Consider the following 17,865-nt stretch of genomic DNA (forward strand, 5'->3'; position numbering starts at 1 on the left):
GCCGCCACTCCGGTCCGGCCGCCCGCGTCCCGGATCACAGCTCCGGCGCGAACGCAACTCCACGAGCGGGCAAGATCACGAGTCCGGTCAGTCAAGTCGCGGTCACCCCGAGTGGCCGTGATAATCCCGGACGGACCCCCGAGCTCGAGAGGACCCCATGGCGGACTTGTACATCGGCGGCGAATGGGTGGACGCGCGTGCGGGAGGGCGACGCGAGATCCGGTGCCCCGCGGACGGCAGCCTCGTCGCCGAGGTCGCCGAAGCGACCGCGGAAGACACCGAGGCCGCCATCGCCGCCGCGCGCCGGGCGTTCGACACCGGCCCGTGGCCGGGCACCCCGGCCGGCGAGCGCGGCAACCTGCTGCTCCGCGCGGCCGACCTGCTCGACCGCGACGCCGAGGAATTCGCTCGCGCCGAATCGCTCGACACCGGCAAACGCCTGGTGGAGAGCCGCTACGACATGAGCGACATCGCGGCTTGCCTGCGTTATTTCGGCAAGCTCGCGGGCAACGACGCGGGCCGGGTCGTGGACACCGGCAGCGCGGACTCGTTCAGCCGGATCGTGCACGAACCGGTCGGCGTATGCGGCCTCATCACCCCGTGGAACTACCCGCTGCTGCAGACGGTGTGGAAGATCGCCCCAGCCTTGGCCGCGGGCAACACCTTCGTGCTCAAGCCGAGCGAGCTGACGCCGCACACCTCGATCCTGTTCATGCGGCTGCTCGCCGAGGCCGGGCTGCCCGGCGGCGTCGCGAACCTCGTGCTCGGCGCGGGTCCGACGGCCGGTGCGCCGCTGTCCGAGCACCCGGACGTCGACCTCGTGTCGTTCACCGGCGGGCTGGCCACCGGACGGGTGATCGCGGCGAACGCGGCTGCGACGGTGAAGAAGGTCGCGCTGGAACTCGGCGGCAAGAACCCGAACGTCGTATTCGCCGACGCGGACTTCGAGACCGCCGTCGACTACGCGCTCACCGCGGTATTCCTGCACTCCGGGCAGGTTTGCTCGGCTGGCGCGCGCTTGATCATCCAGCGGGAATGGCACGACGAGTTCGTCGACGAACTCGTGCGGCGCGCGGAGCGGATCCGCCTCGGCGGACCGTTCGACGAGAACGCCGAGACCGGGCCGCTCATCTCCGCCGCGCACCGCGAGAAGGTGGAACGTTACGTCGCCACCGCCCTCGAGGAGGGCGCGGTCCTGCGCACGGGCGGCAAGCGTCCGGACGACCCGGCACTGCAGGACGGCTTCTACTACCTGCCGACGATCCTCGACAACGTCAAGCAGGGCAGCACCGCGGTCGTCGAGGAGTCCTTCGGCCCGGTGCTGACCGTGGAGACGTTCACCGACGAGGACGACGCGGTCCGCATCGCCAACGACACCCACTACGGCCTGGCCGGCGGCGTGTTCACCCAGGACGCCGCCCGCGCCCAGCGGGTCGCGAACCGGCTCCGGCACGGCACGGTGTGGATCAACGACTACCACCCGTACCTGCCGCAGGCCGAATGGGGCGGCTACAAGCAGTCCGGGTTCGGCCGCGAGCTCGGCCCGACCGGGCTGGCTGAATACACCGAGGTCAAGCACATCCACCAGAACCTGAAGCCCGGCCCGCAGCACTGGTTCTCCGGCTGATCCCCGCCTCCCACCGAAAGGATCTCGTGCACTTGAGCGACGCTGGCGATCGCGAACTCGGCGAATTCGGCTACACCAACCAGCTCAAGAGAACGCTCGGCAGTTTCCACACCTTCGCTGCCGGCATCAGCTACATCTCCGTGCTGACCGGGGTGTTCCAGCTGTCCTATCTCGGCCTGTCCGAGGGCGGGCCCGCCTACTGGTGGTCCTGGCCCTCGGTGTTCGTCGGCCAGCTGATGGTGGCTCTCTGCTTCGCCGAACTGGCCGCGCAGTACCCGGTCGCCGGATCGGTCTACAACTGGGCGAAGAAGCTCAGCAACCCGCACATCGCGTGGATGGCCGGCTGGATGATGCTGCTGGCCTCGATCGTCTCGATCTCCGCGACCGCGCTCGCCTACCAGCGGACGCTGCCGCAGATCACGTCGTTCTTCCAGTTCATCGGCGACGGCACGGGTACCAGCGACGCGGCCAACGGCGTGCTGCTGGCCACCGTGCTGATCGTGATCACGACACTGGTCAACGCGTTCGGCGTGAAGCTGATGGCCCGGATCAACAGCGCGGGCGTATTCGTGGAGCTGCTGTTCGCGGTGCTGCTGGTGGTGTTCCTGGCCTTCCACTTCGTGCGCGGCCCGTCGGTGGTGACCCAGACGAACGGCACCGAAGCCGGGCATTCGTCCGGCTACCTCGGCGCGTTCCTGATCGCCGGCATCGCCTCGTCGTACGTGATGTACGGCTTCGACACCGCGGCCTCGCTCGGCGAGGAATCGCTGAACCCGCACCGCAACGCACCGAAGGCGATTCTGCGCGCGCTGGTCGCCTCCTTCGTGCTCGGCGGACTGATCATCCTGTTCGCCCTCATGGCCGTGGGCAACATCAACGCACCGGAACTCGGCACGGTCGGTCTGCAGTACGTGCTCACCGACGCGCTCGGCCCGGCGATCGGGCGGGTGTTCCTGTTCGTCGTGTTCGTCGCCATCACCGTGTGCGTGCTGGCCGTGCACACCGCGGCGATCCGGATCGCGTTCGCGATGGCCCGGGACAACGCGCTGCCCGGCGGCCGGAGACTGGCACGGGTCAACAAGACGACCGGCACCCCGGTGCTGCCCGCGATCGTGATCGGCGTGCTCGCGATCGCGCTCCTGGTGCTGAACGTCAACTCCACGCAGATCTTCTCGGCGGTCACCAGCCTCGCCATCATCCTGATCTACCTGTCCTACCTCCTCGTGACTGTGCCCATGCTGATCCGCAGGCTGCGCGGGCGCTGGCCGCGCGAGGGCGCCCCGGCCGGCCGGTTCTCCCTCGGCCGCTGGGGTCTCCCGGTGAACGTGCTCGCGGTGCTGTGGGGCGGCGCGATGACGGTCAACCTGGCCTGGCCCCGCACCGAGATCTACAACGCTTCCCCGCCCTTCCACTGGTATCTGAAGTGGATTTCGGTGCTGTTCGTCGGCGTCTTCGCGGCCGGCGGCTTCGCCTACTACTGGTTCGTGCAACGGCACAAGGTCGGAGTGCTGGCGGACCACGCCGCCGCCCCCGCGCCTGAGGAGGAGGTTTCCCGGTGAGCGCAAGCGAGTTCGATTACGTGGTGGTCGGCGGCGGCACGGCCGGATCGGTGGTGGCCGCCCGGCTGTCGGAGGATCCGGACGTGACCGTCTGCCTCCTCGAGGCCGGACCGTCCGACACCGACGTGCCGGAGGTGCTGGAGCTGACCCGCTGGATGGGCCTGCTGGAATCCGGGTACGACTGGGACTACCTGGTCGAGCCGCAGGAGACGGGCAACTCCTACCTGCGCCAGGCCCGCGCGAAGGTGCTCGGCGGCTGCTCGTCGCACAACTCGTGCATCGCGTTCTGGGCACCGGCCGAGGACCTCGACGAATGGGCCTCGATGGGCCTGCCCGGCTGGTCGGCCGCGGACGTTTTCCCGCTGTACCAACGGCTGGAGACCAACGACGGGCCCGGCGACCACCACGGCCGCTCCGGCCCGGTCACCATCCGGTCGGTCCCGCCGAAGGACCCGGCCGGCGCGGCGCTGCTGTCCGCGTGCGCCCAAGCCGGCATCCCGACCACGGAGTTCAACTCCGGCAAGACCGTCACCCACGGCGCGAACTGGTTCCAGATCAACGCCCGCGAGGACGGCACCCGGTCTTCGGCGTCGGTGTCGTATCTGCACCCGATCATGGGCAAGCGCCCGAACCTGGAGATCCGCACCGGCGCACGCGCGAGCCGGCTGCTGTTCGACGGCCGCCGCTGCACCGGCGTCGAGGTGCTGGAGCCGGACCTCATCCACCACAGCCGGATCGCCGCTCGCCGCGAGGTCGTGGTCAGCTCCGGCGCGATCGACACGCCGAAACTGCTGATGCTGTCCGGGATCGGGCCCGCCGAGCACCTGCGCGAGGTCGGCGTCGAGGTGCTCGTGGACTCGCCGGGCGTCGGCTCGAACCTCGAGGACCACCCCGAGGGCCTGGTGATGTGGGACGCCCTGCAGCCGATGGTCACCGAATCCACGCAGTGGTGGGAAATCGGCATCTTCACCATGACCGAGGACGGCCTGGACCGCCCGGATCTGATGTTCCACTACGGTTCGGTGCCGTTCGACCTGAACACCGTCCGGCACGGCTACCCGACGACGGAGAACGGCTTCTGCCTCACGCCGAACGTCACGCGCAGCCGTTCCCGCGGCACGGTGCGGCTGCGCACGCGCGACTTCCGCGACAAGCCCCGCGTGGACCCGCGGTATTTCACCGACGAGTACGACATGCGCGTGATGACCTACGGCGTGAAACTCGCCCGCGAGATCGCCGCCCAGCCCGCTCTCGACGAGTGGGCGGGCGTGGAACTTGCGCCGGGCCGCGACTGCACGACCGACGACGAGATCGCCGACTACCTGCGCAAAACGCACAACACCGTCTACCACCCGGCGTGCACGGCCCGGATGGGCGCGGACGGCGACCCCGAGGCGGTCCTGGACGCGCGTCTCCGCGTCCGCGGCGTCGACGGCCTGCGGGTGGCCGACGCTTCGGTGATGCCGTTCCTCGTCACGGTGAACCCGTGCATCACGACGATGGCGATCGGCGAGAAATGCGCGGACCTGCTCAAGGAAGACCGGACCTGACCGTCCGGCGGGTGGTGGTGTCCCGGTGGGCGCAACCACCCGCTCTTCCGGGCCGACGGGATCGTCCGGCCCGCCGATTCTCCGCCGGGTACCGGTCCCGCGGCTCGCCAGCAGAACGACTGCCAGTGACCGCATCGCGCGCACAACCATGTCCGCCCCTCGCTTCGCCTTCCGGCCCGATGCCGGAGAACCGCGCATCTTCCGCGATGCACATCCGGTCAGTCGCCAGCGAGAGCGCTGAGGTTCTCGCGTGACCGAATCGTGACCAACGGAGCGACCGTGAGCCTGCCCCAATGCCGCACTCAGGGCACAGAAATCGTTGCGCGGCAAGCGATGGGCCGCCAGGGCGAGGCCGTGCAACCGCGGTTCCGCGCGGAGCCAGATCCACACCCCAGCCATCCGGTCGGCACCGGAAAAGCCAAGCCGCCGAGACGGACCCGCGACGTAGACTTCCTTGCGTGGCAGGGAATCGGGCGCTCGCGTGGGCCGGGGCGACCGCCGCGGTGGGCGGCGGCGTCGGGCTTGCCCTGCCGACCGCGCACTACCTTTCGTCGCGTCTGCCGCCGGGCACAGCGGAACCCGACCTGGATCTCAGCCTCCGCCTCGCCTGCGCCGGAGCGTTGGCGCTCGCGTTCGCGCTGGCGATCCTGACCCTCCGCCGACACCGCGCCGAACCCCTGGCCTTCACCACCCTGACCGGCATCGCGGTAACGGGAATCCTCTTGCGCTACCTCGTGATTACGCTCCCCGGCGCGGACCAGCTCGCTCCGTCCGCCAACGTGCAGCCAGCGTCGGGCGCGTGGGTGTTGCTGGCGTCCGGCCTGGTTTCCGCCGCGACGGGGCTCGCCGCGGCGGCTGGTGCGCAGCGAGCCCGATAGCTCACTGCAACAGCGCGACACACTCCACGTGATGCGTCATCGGGAACGCGTCGAAAGCCCGCAGATCCGTCAGCGAGTAGCCGTGCTCGGAGAAGAACTGCACGTCCCGTGCCAACGCCGCCGGATCGCAAGCCACGTAGACGATCCGGTCCGGCTCGCCCGCGGCGATCGCGTTGACGACATCACGGCCGGCACCCTTGCGCGGCGGGTCGAGCACCACGACGTCGACCGGGGTCGGGGCGTCCCCGATGAGGTGCTCCACCCGTCCGGAACGCCAGCTCACCTGCGGCAGGTCGGAAAGGTTGCGCTCGCCGTCGGACACCGCGCGCCGTCCGGATTCGATCGCCAGCACCTGGCCGTCCGGGCCGACCTGCTCTGCGAGCACCGAGGCGAACAGCCCGACCCCGGCGTACAGATCCCAGGCGACCCCGCCGCGCGGCGCGTCGGCCCACTCCCGCACGAGTTCCGCCAGCGTGTCCGCCGCGTGCGGGTGGACCTGCCAGAATCCGTGCGCGTCGAGCCGCCAGTCCCGTCCGGCCGCGTGCTGGATCGCCATGCCGCCGGACAGCTGCTTGCCCTGCGTCCGCCCCCGCACCGTGGCGAGTTCGCGCAGGTGGAGGTGGTTGTCGCCGTCGCTGGTCACTTCCAGTTCGGTGCCCGGCCGCCAGCGCTTGCTCAGCGCGGTGTCGAGCGAGCCCGGCACCGCGATCGGACAGTCGTCGATCGGGATGACGCGGTGGCTGTGGTGCGCCCGCAACCCGGCCTGACCGTCCCGTCCGGCGACCAGCCGCACCCGGCTGCGCCAGCCGAGCGGACCGCCTTCGAGCGGTTCCACGACCACCTCGCGCGTGATCCCGGCGAGCCGCTGCAGCTGCTCGGCCACGACCGCGGCCTTCAGCTCCCTCTGGTAGGCCGGTTCGGCGTGCTGCCAGTCGCACCCTCCGCAACCGCCCGGGGCAGCGAGCGGGCACGGCGGCGTCACGCGATGCTCGGACCCGCTGAGCACCTCGATCGCGTCGGCCCGGCAGAACGAGCCGCCCTTGTCTTCGGTCACTTCGGCCCGTACGCGTTCGCCGGGCAGCGCGTGCCGCACGAACAGCACTCGTCCGTCCACACGCGACACACAGTGCCCGCCGTGCGCGACTGGGCCGACTTCCAGTTCCAGGATCCGGCCTAGCCAGCTCTCGGTCATTCTGATGGTTCCTTTGTCGCAGGGGCCGGCTTCTTCGCGTCGGCAGGTCGAGGAGTGCCGGGGGTGAACCCGCGCCGGACGTCACCGGCGGACGGGCGGGCCTTGCGCATCCGCGCGGCCGCCTTCTGCGACGACGCCAGCTGCCACGGCACGCTCGCCACGACCACACCCGGCTGGAACAGCAGCCTGCCCTTGAGCCGCAACGCACTTTGGTTGTGCAGCACCTGCTCCCACCAGTGCCCCACCACGTACTCCGGAATGAACACGGTGACCACGTCGCGCGGGTTCGCGCCGCGGACGCGTTTCACGTAATCCAGCACCGGCTTCGTGATTTCCCGGTACGGCGATTCGACGACCTTCAGCGGCACCTTGAACTTGTGCTCTTCCCATTCCTGGGTGAGCGCCCGGGTGTCGGCGTCGTCCACGTTGACCGTGACCGCCTCGAGCACGTCCGGGCGCATCGCCTTGGCGTAGGCCACCGCGCGCAGCGTCGGCCGGTGCAGCTTGGACACCAGCACGATCGCGTGGTTGCGCGAGGGCAGCACGGTCGGCGCGTCGCCCATGTCCTTGAGTTCCTCGGACACCCGGTCGTAGTGCTTCCGGATCGCGGTCATGAGCGCGAAAATCGCCACCATCGCGGCGATCGCGATCCACGCGCCGAGCAGGAATTTGGTGATCAGCACGATCACCAGCACGGTGCCGGTCATGGTCAGGCCGATCGCGTTCACCGTCTGCGAACGGCGCATCCGCCGCCGCGCGGCCGGGTCGGTCTCCTTGGCCAGCAACCGGTTCCAGTGCCGGATCATGCCCGCCTGGCTCACCGTGAACGACACGAACACGCCCACGATGTACAGCTGGATCAGCCGGGTGACCTCCGCGTCGAACGCGATGATCAGCACCAGCGCGAAGGCCGCGAGGAACAGGATGCCGTTGGAGAACGCCAGCCGGTCGCCGCGGGTGTGCAGCTGCCGCGGCAGGTAGCGGTCCTGGGCGAGGATCGAGCCGAGCACCGGGAAGCCGTTGAACGCGGTGTTCGCGGCCAGCAGCAGGATGATGCCGGTGGAGAACGAGATGTAGTAGAACGCGGGCGGGAAGTCGGAGAACACCGCGTGCGCGATCTGCGCGACGATCGTCTTCTGCTCGTAGCCCGCGGGCGCGCCGGCCAGCTGCCGCGCCGGGTCCTCGGCGAAGTTCACCTTCGTGACGACCGCGAGCGTGATGATCCCGACGAGCATCGTCACCGCGAGCACGCCCATCAGCAGCAGCGTGGTGGCCGCGTTCTTCGACTTCGGCTTGCGGAACGCCGGCACGCCGTTGCTGATCGCCTCGACCCCGGTCAGCGCCGCGGCGCCGGACGAGAAGGACCGCAGGATCAGGAACACGAACGCGAAGCCCGCCCAGTTGCCTTCCTCGTGCAACGTGAAACCGGCGCTCTCGGCGCGCATCTCGGTGCCGGTGGCGGTGCGGAAAAGCCCCCAGACTACCATGATCAGAATGCCCGCGATGAACCCGTACGTGGGGATAGCGAAGGCTTTGCCCGATTCGCGCACCCCGCGGAGGTTGAGCGCGGTCAGCACCGCGACGATCACCACAGCGGTCAGCACCTTGTGGTCGGCCACCCACGGGATCGCCGAACCGATGTTGGCGACACCGGACGAAGTGGACACCGCGACGGTCAGCACGTAGTCGACCAGCAGCGCGCTCGCGACCGTCAGACCGAACTTCCCGCCGAGGTTGGTGGTCGCGACCTCGTAGTCGCCGCCGCCGCTCGGGTACGCGTGCACGTTCTGCCGGTACGACGCCACGACGACGAGCATGACCAGCGCGACCGCGACGCCGATCCACGGCGCGAAGGCGTACGCGGACAGGCCCGCGACGCTCAGCGTCAGGAAGATCTCCTCCGGCGCGTACGCCACGCTGGACAGCGCGTCAGAGGCGAAAATGGGCAGCGCGATGCGCTTGGGCAACAGAGTGTGGGAGAGACGGTCGCTGCGGAACGGACGTCCGAGGACCAGCCGCTTCAGCACTGTCGGGAACTTCGACACCTGCAGAATGTACAGCGGGGCGCGGCTCCTCCGCTGAGGGCGGTGGAGGGGAGGACGGTGGCGCTGACCGAGAGAGGGCAAGGTAGGTTCGGCGCTGGTGTCCGAGGGTACCCACCAACGGGTCATCCGCACCCCTGCGAGGAGGCTAAGCGTGCACGTGGTGATCATGGGATGCGGCCGCGTCGGCGCGTCTCTGGCCGCGGCGCTCGAGCGGCTCGGCCACGACGTGGCCGTCATCGACAAGAACCAGCAGGCGTTCCGCAGGCTGGGCAGCGACTTCCGCGGCCAGCAGGTCGTCGGGGCGGGATTCGACCGCCGGGTGCTCGTCGAGGCCGGGATCGAGCGCGCGGGCGCTTTCGCGGCCGTGTCGAGCGGCGACAATTCCAACATCATCTCCGCGCGGGTCGCGCGCGAGAACTTCGGCGTCGAGCACGTGGTCGCGCGGATCTACGACCACAAGCGCGCCGCGGTGTACGAACGGCTGGGCATCCCGACCGTCGCGACCGTGCCGTGGACGACCGACCGGTTCCTGCGCACCCTGCTGCCCGACGGCGTCGCCTCCGCGTGGCGCGATCCGTCCGGCAACGTCGCGCTGCTGCAGCTGCCGCTGCACGAGGGCTGGGTCGGCCGCAGCGTGCGCGAACTGCAGGAGGCCACCGGTGCGCGGGTGGCGTTCATGATGCGTTTCGGCACCGCGGTGCTGCCGGACGCGAAAACCGTCGTGCAGGCCGACGACGACGTGTGGGTGGCGGCGCGCTCGGGCACCGTCGGAGACGTGACGAGCCTGGCCGCTCGCGCCCCCGAGGAGGAGAACTGATGCGGGTCGCGATCGCGGGCGCGGGAGCCGTCGGGCAGTCCATCGCCGCCGAGCTCATCGACGCGCGCCACCAGGTGATGCTGATCGAGCGCGACGCCGACCAGTTCGAGCCGGAATCCGTTCCGCAGGCCGACTGGGTTCTCGGCGACGCGTGCGAGGTGTCGATCCTCGAGGAGTCCGGCATCGAACGCTGCGACGTCGTGATCGCGGCGAGCGGCGACGACAAGGCGAACCTCGTGGTGTCGCTGCTGGCGAAGACGGAATTCGCCGTGCGGCGCGTGGTGGCGCGGGTGAACAACCCGGCCAATGAATGGCTTTTCACCGACGCGTGGGGCGTCGACGTGGCCGTGTCGACGCCGCGGATGCTCGCCGCGATGGTCGAGGAGGCGGTGAGCGTCGGCGATCTGGTGCGGCTCATGACGTTCCGGCAGGGGCAGGCGAACCTGGTGGAACTCACCCTGCCGGAGGAGACGCCGCTGGCGGGCAAGCCGGTGAGCGAACTGGAGCTGCCGCGCGACGCGGCGCTGGTGACCATCCTGCGCGGCGACCGGGTGATCGTGCCGCAGCCGGAGGATCCGCTGGAGGCGGGCGACGAGCTGCTGTTCGTCGCGACCTCGGACGTCGAACCGGAGATCCGCACGGCGCTCGGCTACTGACGCAACGCGAAAAGGGGCGGCCCGCGGCGGGTCCGCCCCTTTTCGCGTACGTATGTCGGATCAGGTCTCGGGCGTCGGCGCCTGCGCGTATTTCTTCCGCAGCCGCGCCTCTATCTGCGCGTCGGTTTCCGGCTCCGGTTCTTCCTCGGCGAGCGCCTTCAGCCGTTTGTCGGAGCGGCGCACCGCCCAGACGACCACCAGCAGCCCGATCGCGTACAGCGGGTAGCCCATCGCGATCTTGGCGAACGCGAGCCAGCCGGTCTGGTCGCCGTCGTAGAGCCAGCGCTGCACCACGAAGCGGGCCGCGAAGATGACGGCCATCGCGAGCGTCGCGACGTCGTAGCCGTAGCGGGACGGCTTGTCCTTGCGCCAGGCGGTGCCGTTGCCGTTGAGCGCGTTCCACACGACGCCCGCCAGCGGCCAGCGCACCAGCACCGAGACCACGAATACGGCGCAGTACGCGAGGCTCGCCCAGATGCCGAAGAGGAAGAACCCCTTCGCGGATCCGGTGCGGAACGCGATGAACGCCGCGATCGCGACGCCGAAGAATCCCGAGATGGCCGGCTGCAGCGGCTCCTTGCGCACCACGCGCAGGACGGTGATGGCCACCGCGCTGCCGATCGAGCCCCAGATCGCCACGGTGAGCCCGAAGAACGCGTTCAGTAGGACGAACACGATGACCGGCACCGAGGAGTAGAACAGGCCGGAAACCCCGCCCATCTGCTCCATCAGCGTCGGCTGCCGCTCTTCGTCGTCGCCCGGTCCGGGCGCGTCCTTCTCGTCGCGGGGAGCAGCGGGTTCATTCACGAGCGTTGATCACCCTACCGGGCTCTGGAGTTCGTAATACGGGTTGTAGAGCACCTTCTGCCCGTCCCGTTCGGCCATCCGGCCGCGCACCTTGACAGTACGGCCGGGCTCGATGCCGGGAATCCGGCGCCTGCCCAACCAGATTAACGTCACGCCCTGCGTGCCGTCGAACAGCTCCGCCTGCAGTGAGGCGGGCCCGTCGGTCGGCGACAGCTCGACGCTGCGCAGCCTTCCGAGCACTGTCACCTCTTCGCCGGACCGGCAGTCACACGCGCGCTGCGCGCCTTCGGCACCCGACCTCTCGGACATCTCGTCGGCGTCGAGGTCCTCGACGTCGCTGGTCAGCTTGCGAACCAACCGGCTGAAGTAGCCGCCGTCCTTGGCGGACATGGTGTGCTCCTGTGCTCCGGGGCCCCCGACTTCGTTCGGCCCGTGCGTGTTCCAGCGTAGCTGCGGTCCCAGCTAGGGAAACGGGTTTGCGGCAAGATCGCAACGTGACGTCCGCAATCCGTCTCCCGGCCGCTGTCCTGTTGCCCGGGACTGGCTCTGACGAGGTCTTCGTGCGCTCGGTGTTCGGCGGGCCGCTCGCGGCGCTCGGCGTGCCGATGATCACGCCCGCGCCTTCTCCCGGGGCGGGTCTCGCCGAGGGGTTTCTGGCTGAGCTGGACCGTCTCGCTGACCGGTACGGGACCTTGCTGGTGGGCGGGATTTCGTTCGGGGCGCATCTCGCGGCGGAGTGGGCGGTGGCGAATCCCGGGCGTTGCGGGGGGCTGCTGGCGGCGCTCCCGGCCTGGAACGGGGAATCCGCGCAAGCACCCGCGGCGGTGGCTGCGACGGTTACAGCGGATCTGGTGGCTTCCTCTGGGGTGGAGGGGGCTTTGGCGCAGGCTGCCGGCGGGAGCCCGGGGTGGCTCGCGGAGGAGCTGGGGCGGGCTTGGCGGCGGCATGGGGCGGGGTTGGAGGCTGGGTTGCGGGTGGCGGCCGGGAGGGCGGCACCGACGGTGGAGGCGTTGCGGGGGGTGGGGGTTCCGGCTGGGGTCGGGGGGTGTGTGGACGATCCGGTGCATCCCGTTTCGGTTGCCCGGGAGTGGGCACGGGCGTTGCCTCGCGGGGTGTGCGGGGAGACGTCGCTGGAGGCGGTGGGGCAGGATCGGGAGACGCTGGGGAGGGTGACTGTTTTGGCGTTTTTGCGGGCGTTGTGAGGGCGTTTCGGCTCGTCGCCTGGCGGCGACATTGCTGTGGGTGGGGCGTGGGGCACCCCGAAGCCCAAGTGTGCTGACGGTCTGGGGGTGCTTGTCAAGGCGGGAAAGATGCCTTGACAAGCACCCCCAGACCGCAGAGGAGGCTTCGTATCGGGGTGCAGGGCGGGGGCTGGCTGCCTCGTGCGTTGGGTGTGCTGGCTGCGGGTTGTCGGGTGGGGTGAAAAAGGCCCTCACGGAGTGTGTCCGTGAGGGCCTTGGGGAGCTGGAGCTGCTTTTAGCCTTGCTGTTCGGCGATGTGCTGTGCCACTGCGTCGGGGAGGGTGATGGGGAGCGGGGTGCGCACCGGCATCGGGGAGTTGCCTCGGTCTACTACGGTGCGGCGCACGATCGCTCGCAGCACCTCGGGGGCTTGCGAGGCGGTCGATTGCGGGCCGGCGATTACGCCGCGCAGCATCCAGCGCGGGCCGTCCACTCCGACGAACCGCAGGGCTACGTCGCCGACGATCGCGGACAGTTCCATGCCCCATTCGCCTCGGCCGATGTTGACCTTCGCGCCGTCCGCGCGCAGCTGGTCGGCGAGTTCGTTGCTCACTTCGCGCCACAGGCCGCCGGATTTCGGCGCCGCGTAGGCGCTGACGGTGATCTGCCCGACTTCGGTCACGACGTGCACCGCGCGCACGCCGCCTTCCTCCGGGTCCATTTCGACCTGCACCTGCGAACCGTCGGGCACCGGTACGCGCACCGAGCCCAGGTCGATGCGCGGGATGCCGTCTTCCTCGGCCTCGGCGACGTCGAACGGGCCGTCGGTGGTCTCCGACAGCTGGTCCTCGGGTTCGAGCGCGTCGTCGGTGCCGGCTTCGGCGCTTTCTCCGCTCTGAGCGGCGACGCCCCCGGTCTCGTCGTCGCCGGACCGGCGCTTGCGTCCGAAAATCCCCACTATCGTTCCGTTCCTTCCCCGGTGCCCGCGCCGGTGTCTCCGGCGCCAGCTGCCAGTGTGGCGTGCCCGCCGGTCGAGCCGTAACCTCCCGCGCCGCGTTCGGTCCCGTCGAGTTCGGCGACCTCGACGAACTCCGCGTGCTCCACCCGCTGGATCACCAGCTGCGCGATCCGGTCGCCGCGCGCCAGCACGATTTTCTCGCGCGGGTCGTGATTGACCAGACAGACTTTGATCTCGCCGCGGTAGCCCGAGTCGATCGTGCCCGGAGTGTTGACCACCGACAATCCGACGCGCGCCGCGAGCCCCGAGCGAGGGTGCACGAACCCGGCGTACCCGGAAGGCAGCGCGATCGCGACCCCGGTGCCGACGACCCCGCGCTCGCCGGGCCCGAGCACGATATCCGAGGTGGTGACGAGATCGGCCCCGGCGTCGCCGGGCCGGGCATAGGCGGGCGGCGGGACTTGCGGGTCGAGCCGCTGAAGGAGGACCTGAACGCTGGACACGGGCGGCGAGACTACCCTTGTCGTGTGGCTGACCGCGTGAACACCGCCGCGACGGGCGTCGTCGCACACTCCGAACGGCTCTACCTGCCATGGTGGGGCTGGCCCCTGCCGATGGCCGGAGCGATCCTGCTGGGCGTCGAGGTCCACCTGGGCTACCCGTCGATCCCGATGTGGATCCCGCTCGCGGTCGCCGTGCCGGTCATGGCCGCGCTCCTGCTCTCGCTGGGCAGGGCGAAAATCAAGATCACCAGCGGCGACGACCCCGAACTCTGGGTCGGCGACGCCCACCTCCCGCTGCGCTACGTCGGCGAAATCACCGTCGTGGAAAAAGACGCCAAACGCCACGCCCTGGGCCGCGACGGCGACCCCGCCGCCTTCGTCCTGCACCGCGGCTGGATAGGCCCCGCCGTCCGGTTCACCCTGACCGACCCAGCCGACCCCACCCCCTACTGGCTCTTCAGCACCCGCAAGCCACAACGAGTAGTCGAACTCCTCCGCGGCGCCTGACAACCCGCCGCCAGCACACCCAACGCACGAGGCAGCCAGCCCCCGCCCTGCACCCCGATACGAAGCCTCCTCTGCGGTCTGGGGGTGCTTGTCAAGGCATCTTTCCCGCCTTGACAAGCACCCCCAGACCGTCAGCACACTCAGCTTCGGGGTGCCCCCACGCCCCACCCACAGCAATGTCGCCGCCAGGCGACGAGCCGAAACCACGACACAACCCCGAACACGAGTAAGGGGGCCGCCCCGAAGGCCGACCCCCTTGCTACCCGGTCACACCAGACCGCGAAAACCCCGTGATTCTCCCTGTGGTTCCCCTCGAAAATCCCCAGGTCAGGCGCAGTCGCGGCAGATCAGCCGGCCGCCGTTGTCCTCGGCGAGCCTGCTGCGGTGGTGCACCAGGAAGCACACCGAGCAGGTGAACTCGTCCGCCTGCTTCGGCACGACCTTCACGGTCATGTCTTCCCCGGAGAGCCCGGAGAGGTCCGCGCCGGGAAGTTCGAAGTTCTCCGCGGTCGCGTCCTCGTCGACGTCGACGACGCCGGACTGGTTCTCGTTCCGCCGGGCCTTCAGCTCCTCCAACGAGTCTTCGGCCAGCTCGTCGGCTTCGCTGCGGCGCGGAGCGTCGTAGTCGGTAGCCATTGTCCCTCACCCCTGCGATTCAGCATCTCGTCCTGCACCGGTTCCGGAGGCGCCCGATACCGGTCGTGCCGCTGGTCAACGTTCCAGCGCCCCTGTTTGTGCCCGGCCTGCGAGTGACCCAGGTCTCAACCCGGTTGACCTCGTCCGGCGGCCGGAGCCCGGGAAGGGTAGCTCACCGCCGGGCGCGCCTCGCACCGAGTCGGACATTGCTGTGCCAGCGTCACCCGGGAGGGGGAACGCGCAGGTGAGACGCCTGTCCTCCGATCGGGTTGCCCCGGCGTCGGTTACCTCACCTCGCGGCCGCGTCCGCTTGCTCCCGCGGAGGCGTCCGTGGTGCGATCGCCGCGGAGGGGCATTACGCGGAACGGGTGAAGGTGACCCGCGACACCGCGCGCCGCGGTCAGCGCCTAGGCTCACCGGCTACCACGCCGGTGCGTACGCTGGCGGTTACCGCGAGGCGCGGCGGGGCGACCGCGGCCGGTTCTGCGAGGGGAAGGGACGGGGCAGGTGGCGTCGGGGAACGGGTCGGGGAACCGTGGTGCGCGGCCTTATCGCAAGCACCGTCCGCTGCCCGCGTTGATCGTGATCGGCGTGCTCGCGCTCGGCGCGGTGTTCGTGTGGGTCCACGCCGTGGTCGGCCGCGGCGACGTCGACGAGGCGGTCCGCTGCACCCCGGAGCCCAAAGCGCCGCCGGGAGTCACCTACACGTCCGTCCCGCACAACGGCTTGGACGACCGCTCGCCGATGCCGCCGGACAGGATCGCGCTGAAGGTGCTCAACGCGAGCAGCACGCGCGGGCAGGGCAGCATCGCCACCAACGCGCTGCGGGAACTCGGCTTCACCGCGATCGGCAATCCCGACAACGACCCGGCGTACCCGAAGGGCGACGCGCGCTGCCGCGGCCAGATCCGCTACGGCGACAACGGCGCCTCGGCGGCCCGCACGGTCAGCCTGGTCGTCCCGTGCGCGGAGCTGGTCCACGACACCCGCAAGGACGCCTCCGTCGACCTGGCCACCGGGAAGCTCTTCACCGACATCCAGCCGCGTCCCGAGGCGGTCAAGATCCTCAAGCAGCTCACCGCCTGGTCGCAGGCGCACCAGGGCGGCGGCAGCAGCGAGCAGTCCGCCAGCCCCGGCGCGCCGGTGATCGACCAGGCGCTCCTGGCTTCCGCTCGCGCCGTCACCTGCTGACCCCGCGACGAGGTCAGCAGGCACGGCCCGCGGTCACACCTCTGCCGCACCGCCCGCGGACAGCGCCGCGCGCAGTTCCGCCGCGATCCCCGGCGACGCCGCGAACGTCGCGTCCTCCCCCAGATCGGCCGCTTCGCCCGGCAGCAGCACCGTCGCGCCCGCCTCCTGGGCCACCAGCGCTCCGGCGGCCCAGTCCCAGCGGTGCAGACCGTGCTCGAAGTACCCGTCCAGCCAGCCGGCCGCGACGGCGCACAGGTCCAGCGAAGCCGCTCCCCGGCGGCGGATGTCGCGCACGCGCCCGATCAGATCCGCGGTCAGCTTGCCCTGCCGGACGCGGCGGTCCTGCCCGTAGGCGAACCCCATCCCGACGAGCGCCAGCTCCAACCGGTCCGCCGCCGACACCGACAGCCGGGTGCCGTCGAGCCACGAACCTCCGCCGCGCACGGCCGTCCAGCGCCGTCCGCTCACCGGCTCCACGACCGCTCCCGCGACCGACACCCCGTCCACCTGAGCCGCGATCGACACCGCGAAGGTCGGCAGGCCGTACAGGAAGTTGACCGTCCCGTCGATCGGATCCACGACCCAGGTGACCCCGCCGGCGGCGTCGTTGCCTGCCCCGCCGCCCTCCTCCCCCAGCACCGGTTCCCCGGGCCGGATCCGCTTCAGCCGGGCCCGCACCAGTTCCTCCGACTCCCGGTCCACCGCGGTGACCACGTCGGTCTCCCCCGACTTCGTGTCCACCGCGACCTCGCCGCCGGACTGCATCCGCACCCAGGCCGTCCGGACCAGGTGCGCGGCCTCGACCGCGACCTGCTCGGCGGTGTTTTTCAGGTCGTTCAGCATCGCCTCGTCAACTCCCACGCCCGCCATGTCACCACATCCGGTTAAAGTCTCCGCAGCAGACTTCTGAATCGTGCGAGAAGGGACCACGTCAGTGACGGCGACCCGAGGCTTCGGAATCGACATCGGCGGCAGCGGGATCAAAGGCGCGCTGGTCGATTTGGAACAGGGACAGCTCATCGGGGACCGGCATCGGATCGAAACGCCGCAGCCGTCGACGCCGGACGCGGTGGCCGACGTCGTCGCCGAGATCGTGCGCGCGGCGGAGTGGGACGGGCCGGTCGGCGTGACGCTTCCCGCGGTGGTCAAGAGGGGGACCGCGCACACCGCGGCCAACATCGACCACAAATGGATCGGCACGGACGCCGAAGCGCTCTTCGCGAAGCGGCTCGGCAAGGGCGTCGAGGAGGTCACGATGCTCAACGACGCGGACGCCGCGGGCCTCGCCGAGATCCGCTTCGGCGACGCGGCCGCGCGCACCGGCGTGACCGCCCTGCTCACCTTCGGCACCGGCATCGGCAGCGCGCTGTTCCACGACGGCAAGCTCGTGCCCAACACCGAATTCGGCCATCTGGAGGTCGACGGCCACGACGCGGAAAAGCGCGCCGCCGCTTCGATCAAGGACAACGAGGGCCTGTCGTATCCGGAGTGGGCCAAGCGGGTGCACCGGTACCTCTCGGTGCTGGAGAACCTGATCTGGCCGGATCTGTTCATCGTCGGCGGCGGCGTCAGCAAGAAGGCCGAGAAGTGGGTGCCGCTGCTGGACATCCGCACGCCGGTGGTCGTCGCGTCGCTGCAGAACAACGCGGGCATCGTCGGGGCCGCGGCGGCCGCGGCAGAGGGCGCCGGGCACTGAACGACCGGTCCGCGCCGGGTCTCGGACCGGTCACCGCCAGGCGCCGGGTAGGGGGCCGGAGG

At 70.2% G+C, this 17,865-nt stretch carries 18 protein-coding genes; 10 read left to right on the top strand and 8 right to left on the bottom strand.

Translation table 11 applies throughout. The annotated features are described in order from the left end of the window. Window positions 1-157 precede the first annotated feature (157 nt). The 4 genes from ATK30_RS05885 to ATK30_RS05900 all read left to right on the top strand — a co-directional run bounded on the left by ATK30_RS05885 (window position 158) and on the right by ATK30_RS05900 (window position 5,614). The gene (locus ATK30_RS05885; RefSeq protein ID WP_101434670.1) at window positions 158-1,627 is read left to right on the top strand and encodes an aldehyde dehydrogenase family protein; all 1,470 of its coding nucleotides are present in this window, start codon (window positions 158-160) and stop codon (window positions 1,625-1,627) included. A 32-nt stretch (window positions 1,628-1,659) separates the two neighbouring features. Continuing rightward, window positions 1,660-3,186 (top strand): APC family permease, encoded by a 1,527-nt coding sequence (locus tag ATK30_RS05890; RefSeq protein ID WP_101440655.1) that lies wholly within the window; start codon window positions 1,660-1,662, stop codon window positions 3,184-3,186. After that, window positions 3,183-4,736 (top strand): GMC family oxidoreductase, encoded by a 1,554-nt coding sequence (locus ATK30_RS05895; RefSeq protein WP_101434671.1) that lies wholly within the window; start codon window positions 3,183-3,185, stop codon window positions 4,734-4,736. Before ATK30_RS05890 ends, ATK30_RS05895 begins: the two co-directional genes overlap by 4 nt. A 458-nt stretch (window positions 4,737-5,194) precedes the next feature. Next, on the top strand, window positions 5,195-5,614 hold the full coding sequence (locus tag ATK30_RS05900; protein ID WP_101434672.1) for a hypothetical protein: 420 nt from the start codon (window positions 5,195-5,197) through the stop codon (window positions 5,612-5,614). A gap of 1 nt (window position 5,615) precedes the next feature. Here ATK30_RS05900 and ATK30_RS05905 read toward each other — a convergent pair whose 3' ends face one another. Both ATK30_RS05905 and ATK30_RS05910 read right to left on the bottom strand, forming a co-directional pair. Beyond that, the gene (locus ATK30_RS05905; protein ID WP_101434673.1) at window positions 5,616-6,806 is read right to left on the bottom strand and encodes a class I SAM-dependent RNA methyltransferase; all 1,191 of its coding nucleotides are present in this window, start codon (window positions 6,804-6,806) and stop codon (window positions 5,616-5,618) included. Then, entirely contained in the window at window positions 6,803-8,851 is a 2,049-nt protein-coding gene (locus ATK30_RS05910; protein ID WP_101434674.1) for an APC family permease, read from the bottom strand. Before ATK30_RS05910 ends, ATK30_RS05905 begins: the two co-directional genes overlap by 4 nt. A 151-nt stretch (window positions 8,852-9,002) precedes the next feature. Here ATK30_RS05910 and ATK30_RS05915 point away from each other — a divergent pair, with 151 nt between their 5' ends. Next, entirely contained in the window at window positions 9,003-9,668 is a 666-nt protein-coding gene (locus ATK30_RS05915; RefSeq protein ID WP_101434675.1) for a potassium channel family protein, read from the top strand. Then, complete coding sequence (locus ATK30_RS05920) at window positions 9,668-10,324, top strand: potassium channel family protein (RefSeq protein ID WP_101434676.1); 657 nt, start codon at window positions 9,668-9,670, stop codon at window positions 10,322-10,324. Before ATK30_RS05915 ends, ATK30_RS05920 begins: the two co-directional genes overlap by 1 nt. A 60-nt stretch (window positions 10,325-10,384) precedes the next feature. Here the strand turns inward: ATK30_RS05920 and ATK30_RS05925 are convergent, their stop codons facing one another. Both ATK30_RS05925 and ATK30_RS05930 read right to left on the bottom strand, forming a co-directional pair. Beyond that, window positions 10,385-11,131 (bottom strand): DUF3159 domain-containing protein, encoded by a 747-nt coding sequence (locus tag ATK30_RS05925; protein ID WP_376772086.1) that lies wholly within the window; start codon window positions 11,129-11,131, stop codon window positions 10,385-10,387. Between the two features lie 9 nt (window positions 11,132-11,140). After that, window positions 11,141-11,521 (bottom strand): OB-fold nucleic acid binding domain-containing protein, encoded by a 381-nt coding sequence (locus tag ATK30_RS05930; RefSeq protein WP_009075573.1) that lies wholly within the window; start codon window positions 11,519-11,521, stop codon window positions 11,141-11,143. Between the two features lie 104 nt (window positions 11,522-11,625). Here ATK30_RS05930 and ATK30_RS05935 point away from each other — a divergent pair, with 104 nt between their 5' ends. Further along, on the top strand, window positions 11,626-12,333 hold the full coding sequence (locus ATK30_RS05935; protein ID WP_101434677.1) for an alpha/beta hydrolase: 708 nt from the start codon (window positions 11,626-11,628) through the stop codon (window positions 12,331-12,333). Window positions 12,334-12,607: 274 nt separating this feature from the next. Here ATK30_RS05935 and ATK30_RS05940 read toward each other — a convergent pair whose 3' ends face one another. Both ATK30_RS05940 and dut read right to left on the bottom strand, forming a co-directional pair. Continuing rightward, the gene (locus tag ATK30_RS05940) at window positions 12,608-13,270 is read right to left on the bottom strand and encodes a DUF3710 domain-containing protein (RefSeq protein WP_101434678.1); all 663 of its coding nucleotides are present in this window, start codon (window positions 13,268-13,270) and stop codon (window positions 12,608-12,610) included. Next, window positions 13,270-13,773, bottom strand: a complete 504-nt coding sequence (gene dut, locus ATK30_RS05945) for a dUTP diphosphatase (RefSeq protein ID WP_101434679.1) — start codon at window positions 13,771-13,773, stop codon at window positions 13,270-13,272. The genes ATK30_RS05940 and dut overlap by 1 nt, the downstream gene beginning before the upstream one ends. 24 nt (window positions 13,774-13,797) lie before the next feature. Between dut and ATK30_RS05950 the strand changes: the two genes are divergently transcribed. Then, window positions 13,798-14,280, top strand: a complete 483-nt coding sequence (locus tag ATK30_RS05950) for a DUF3093 domain-containing protein (protein WP_101434680.1) — start codon at window positions 13,798-13,800, stop codon at window positions 14,278-14,280. 327 nt (window positions 14,281-14,607) lie between these two features. Here ATK30_RS05950 and ATK30_RS05955 read toward each other — a convergent pair whose 3' ends face one another. Next, window positions 14,608-14,916, bottom strand: coding sequence for a DUF4193 domain-containing protein (locus ATK30_RS05955; RefSeq protein ID WP_013224476.1), 309 nt, complete (start codon window positions 14,914-14,916; stop codon window positions 14,608-14,610). Window positions 14,917-15,423: 507 nt separating this feature from the next. On the opposite strand from ATK30_RS05955, the gene cei reads away from it, so the two are divergent. After that, window positions 15,424-16,107: an envelope integrity protein Cei gene (gene cei / locus ATK30_RS05960; RefSeq protein ID WP_101434681.1), complete on the top strand. Its 684-nt coding sequence runs from the start codon at window positions 15,424-15,426 to the stop codon at window positions 16,105-16,107. A 33-nt stretch (window positions 16,108-16,140) separates the two neighbouring features. Here the strand turns inward: cei and ATK30_RS05965 are convergent, their stop codons facing one another. Then, window positions 16,141-16,977, bottom strand: coding sequence for an inositol monophosphatase family protein (locus tag ATK30_RS05965; protein WP_101434682.1), 837 nt, complete (start codon window positions 16,975-16,977; stop codon window positions 16,141-16,143). Between the two features lie 64 nt (window positions 16,978-17,041). Between ATK30_RS05965 and ppgK the strand changes: the two genes are divergently transcribed. Then, on the top strand, window positions 17,042-17,803 hold the full coding sequence (gene ppgK / locus ATK30_RS05970; protein ID WP_101434683.1) for a polyphosphate--glucose phosphotransferase: 762 nt from the start codon (window positions 17,042-17,044) through the stop codon (window positions 17,801-17,803). Window positions 17,804-17,865: the final 62 nt, after the last annotated feature.

The organism is Amycolatopsis echigonensis (assembly GCF_002846615.1).
In the GTDB taxonomy this organism is placed as follows: domain Bacteria; phylum Actinomycetota; class Actinomycetes; order Mycobacteriales; family Pseudonocardiaceae; genus Amycolatopsis; species Amycolatopsis echigonensis.

Excerpts from the sequence above, each read along its gene's own strand:
- ATK30_RS05885 (WP_101434670.1), top strand. The coding sequence starts at position 158 with ATGGCGGACTTGTACATCGGCGGCGAATGGGTGGACGCGCGTGCGGGA.
- ATK30_RS05905 (WP_101434673.1), bottom strand. The coding sequence starts at position 6,806 with ATGACCGAGAGCTGGCTAGGCCGGATCCTGGAACTGGAAGTCGGCCCA.
- ATK30_RS05920 (WP_101434676.1), top strand. The coding sequence starts at position 9,668 with ATGCGGGTCGCGATCGCGGGCGCGGGAGCCGTCGGGCAGTCCATCGCC.
- ATK30_RS05930 (WP_009075573.1), bottom strand. The coding sequence starts at position 11,521 with ATGTCCGCCAAGGACGGCGGCTACTTCAGCCGGTTGGTTCGCAAGCTG.
- ATK30_RS05955 (WP_013224476.1), bottom strand. The coding sequence starts at position 14,916 with ATGGCTACCGACTACGACGCTCCGCGCCGCAGCGAAGCCGACGAGCTG.
- ATK30_RS05965 (WP_101434682.1), bottom strand. The coding sequence starts at position 16,977 with ATGGCGGGCGTGGGAGTTGACGAGGCGATGCTGAACGACCTGAAAAAC.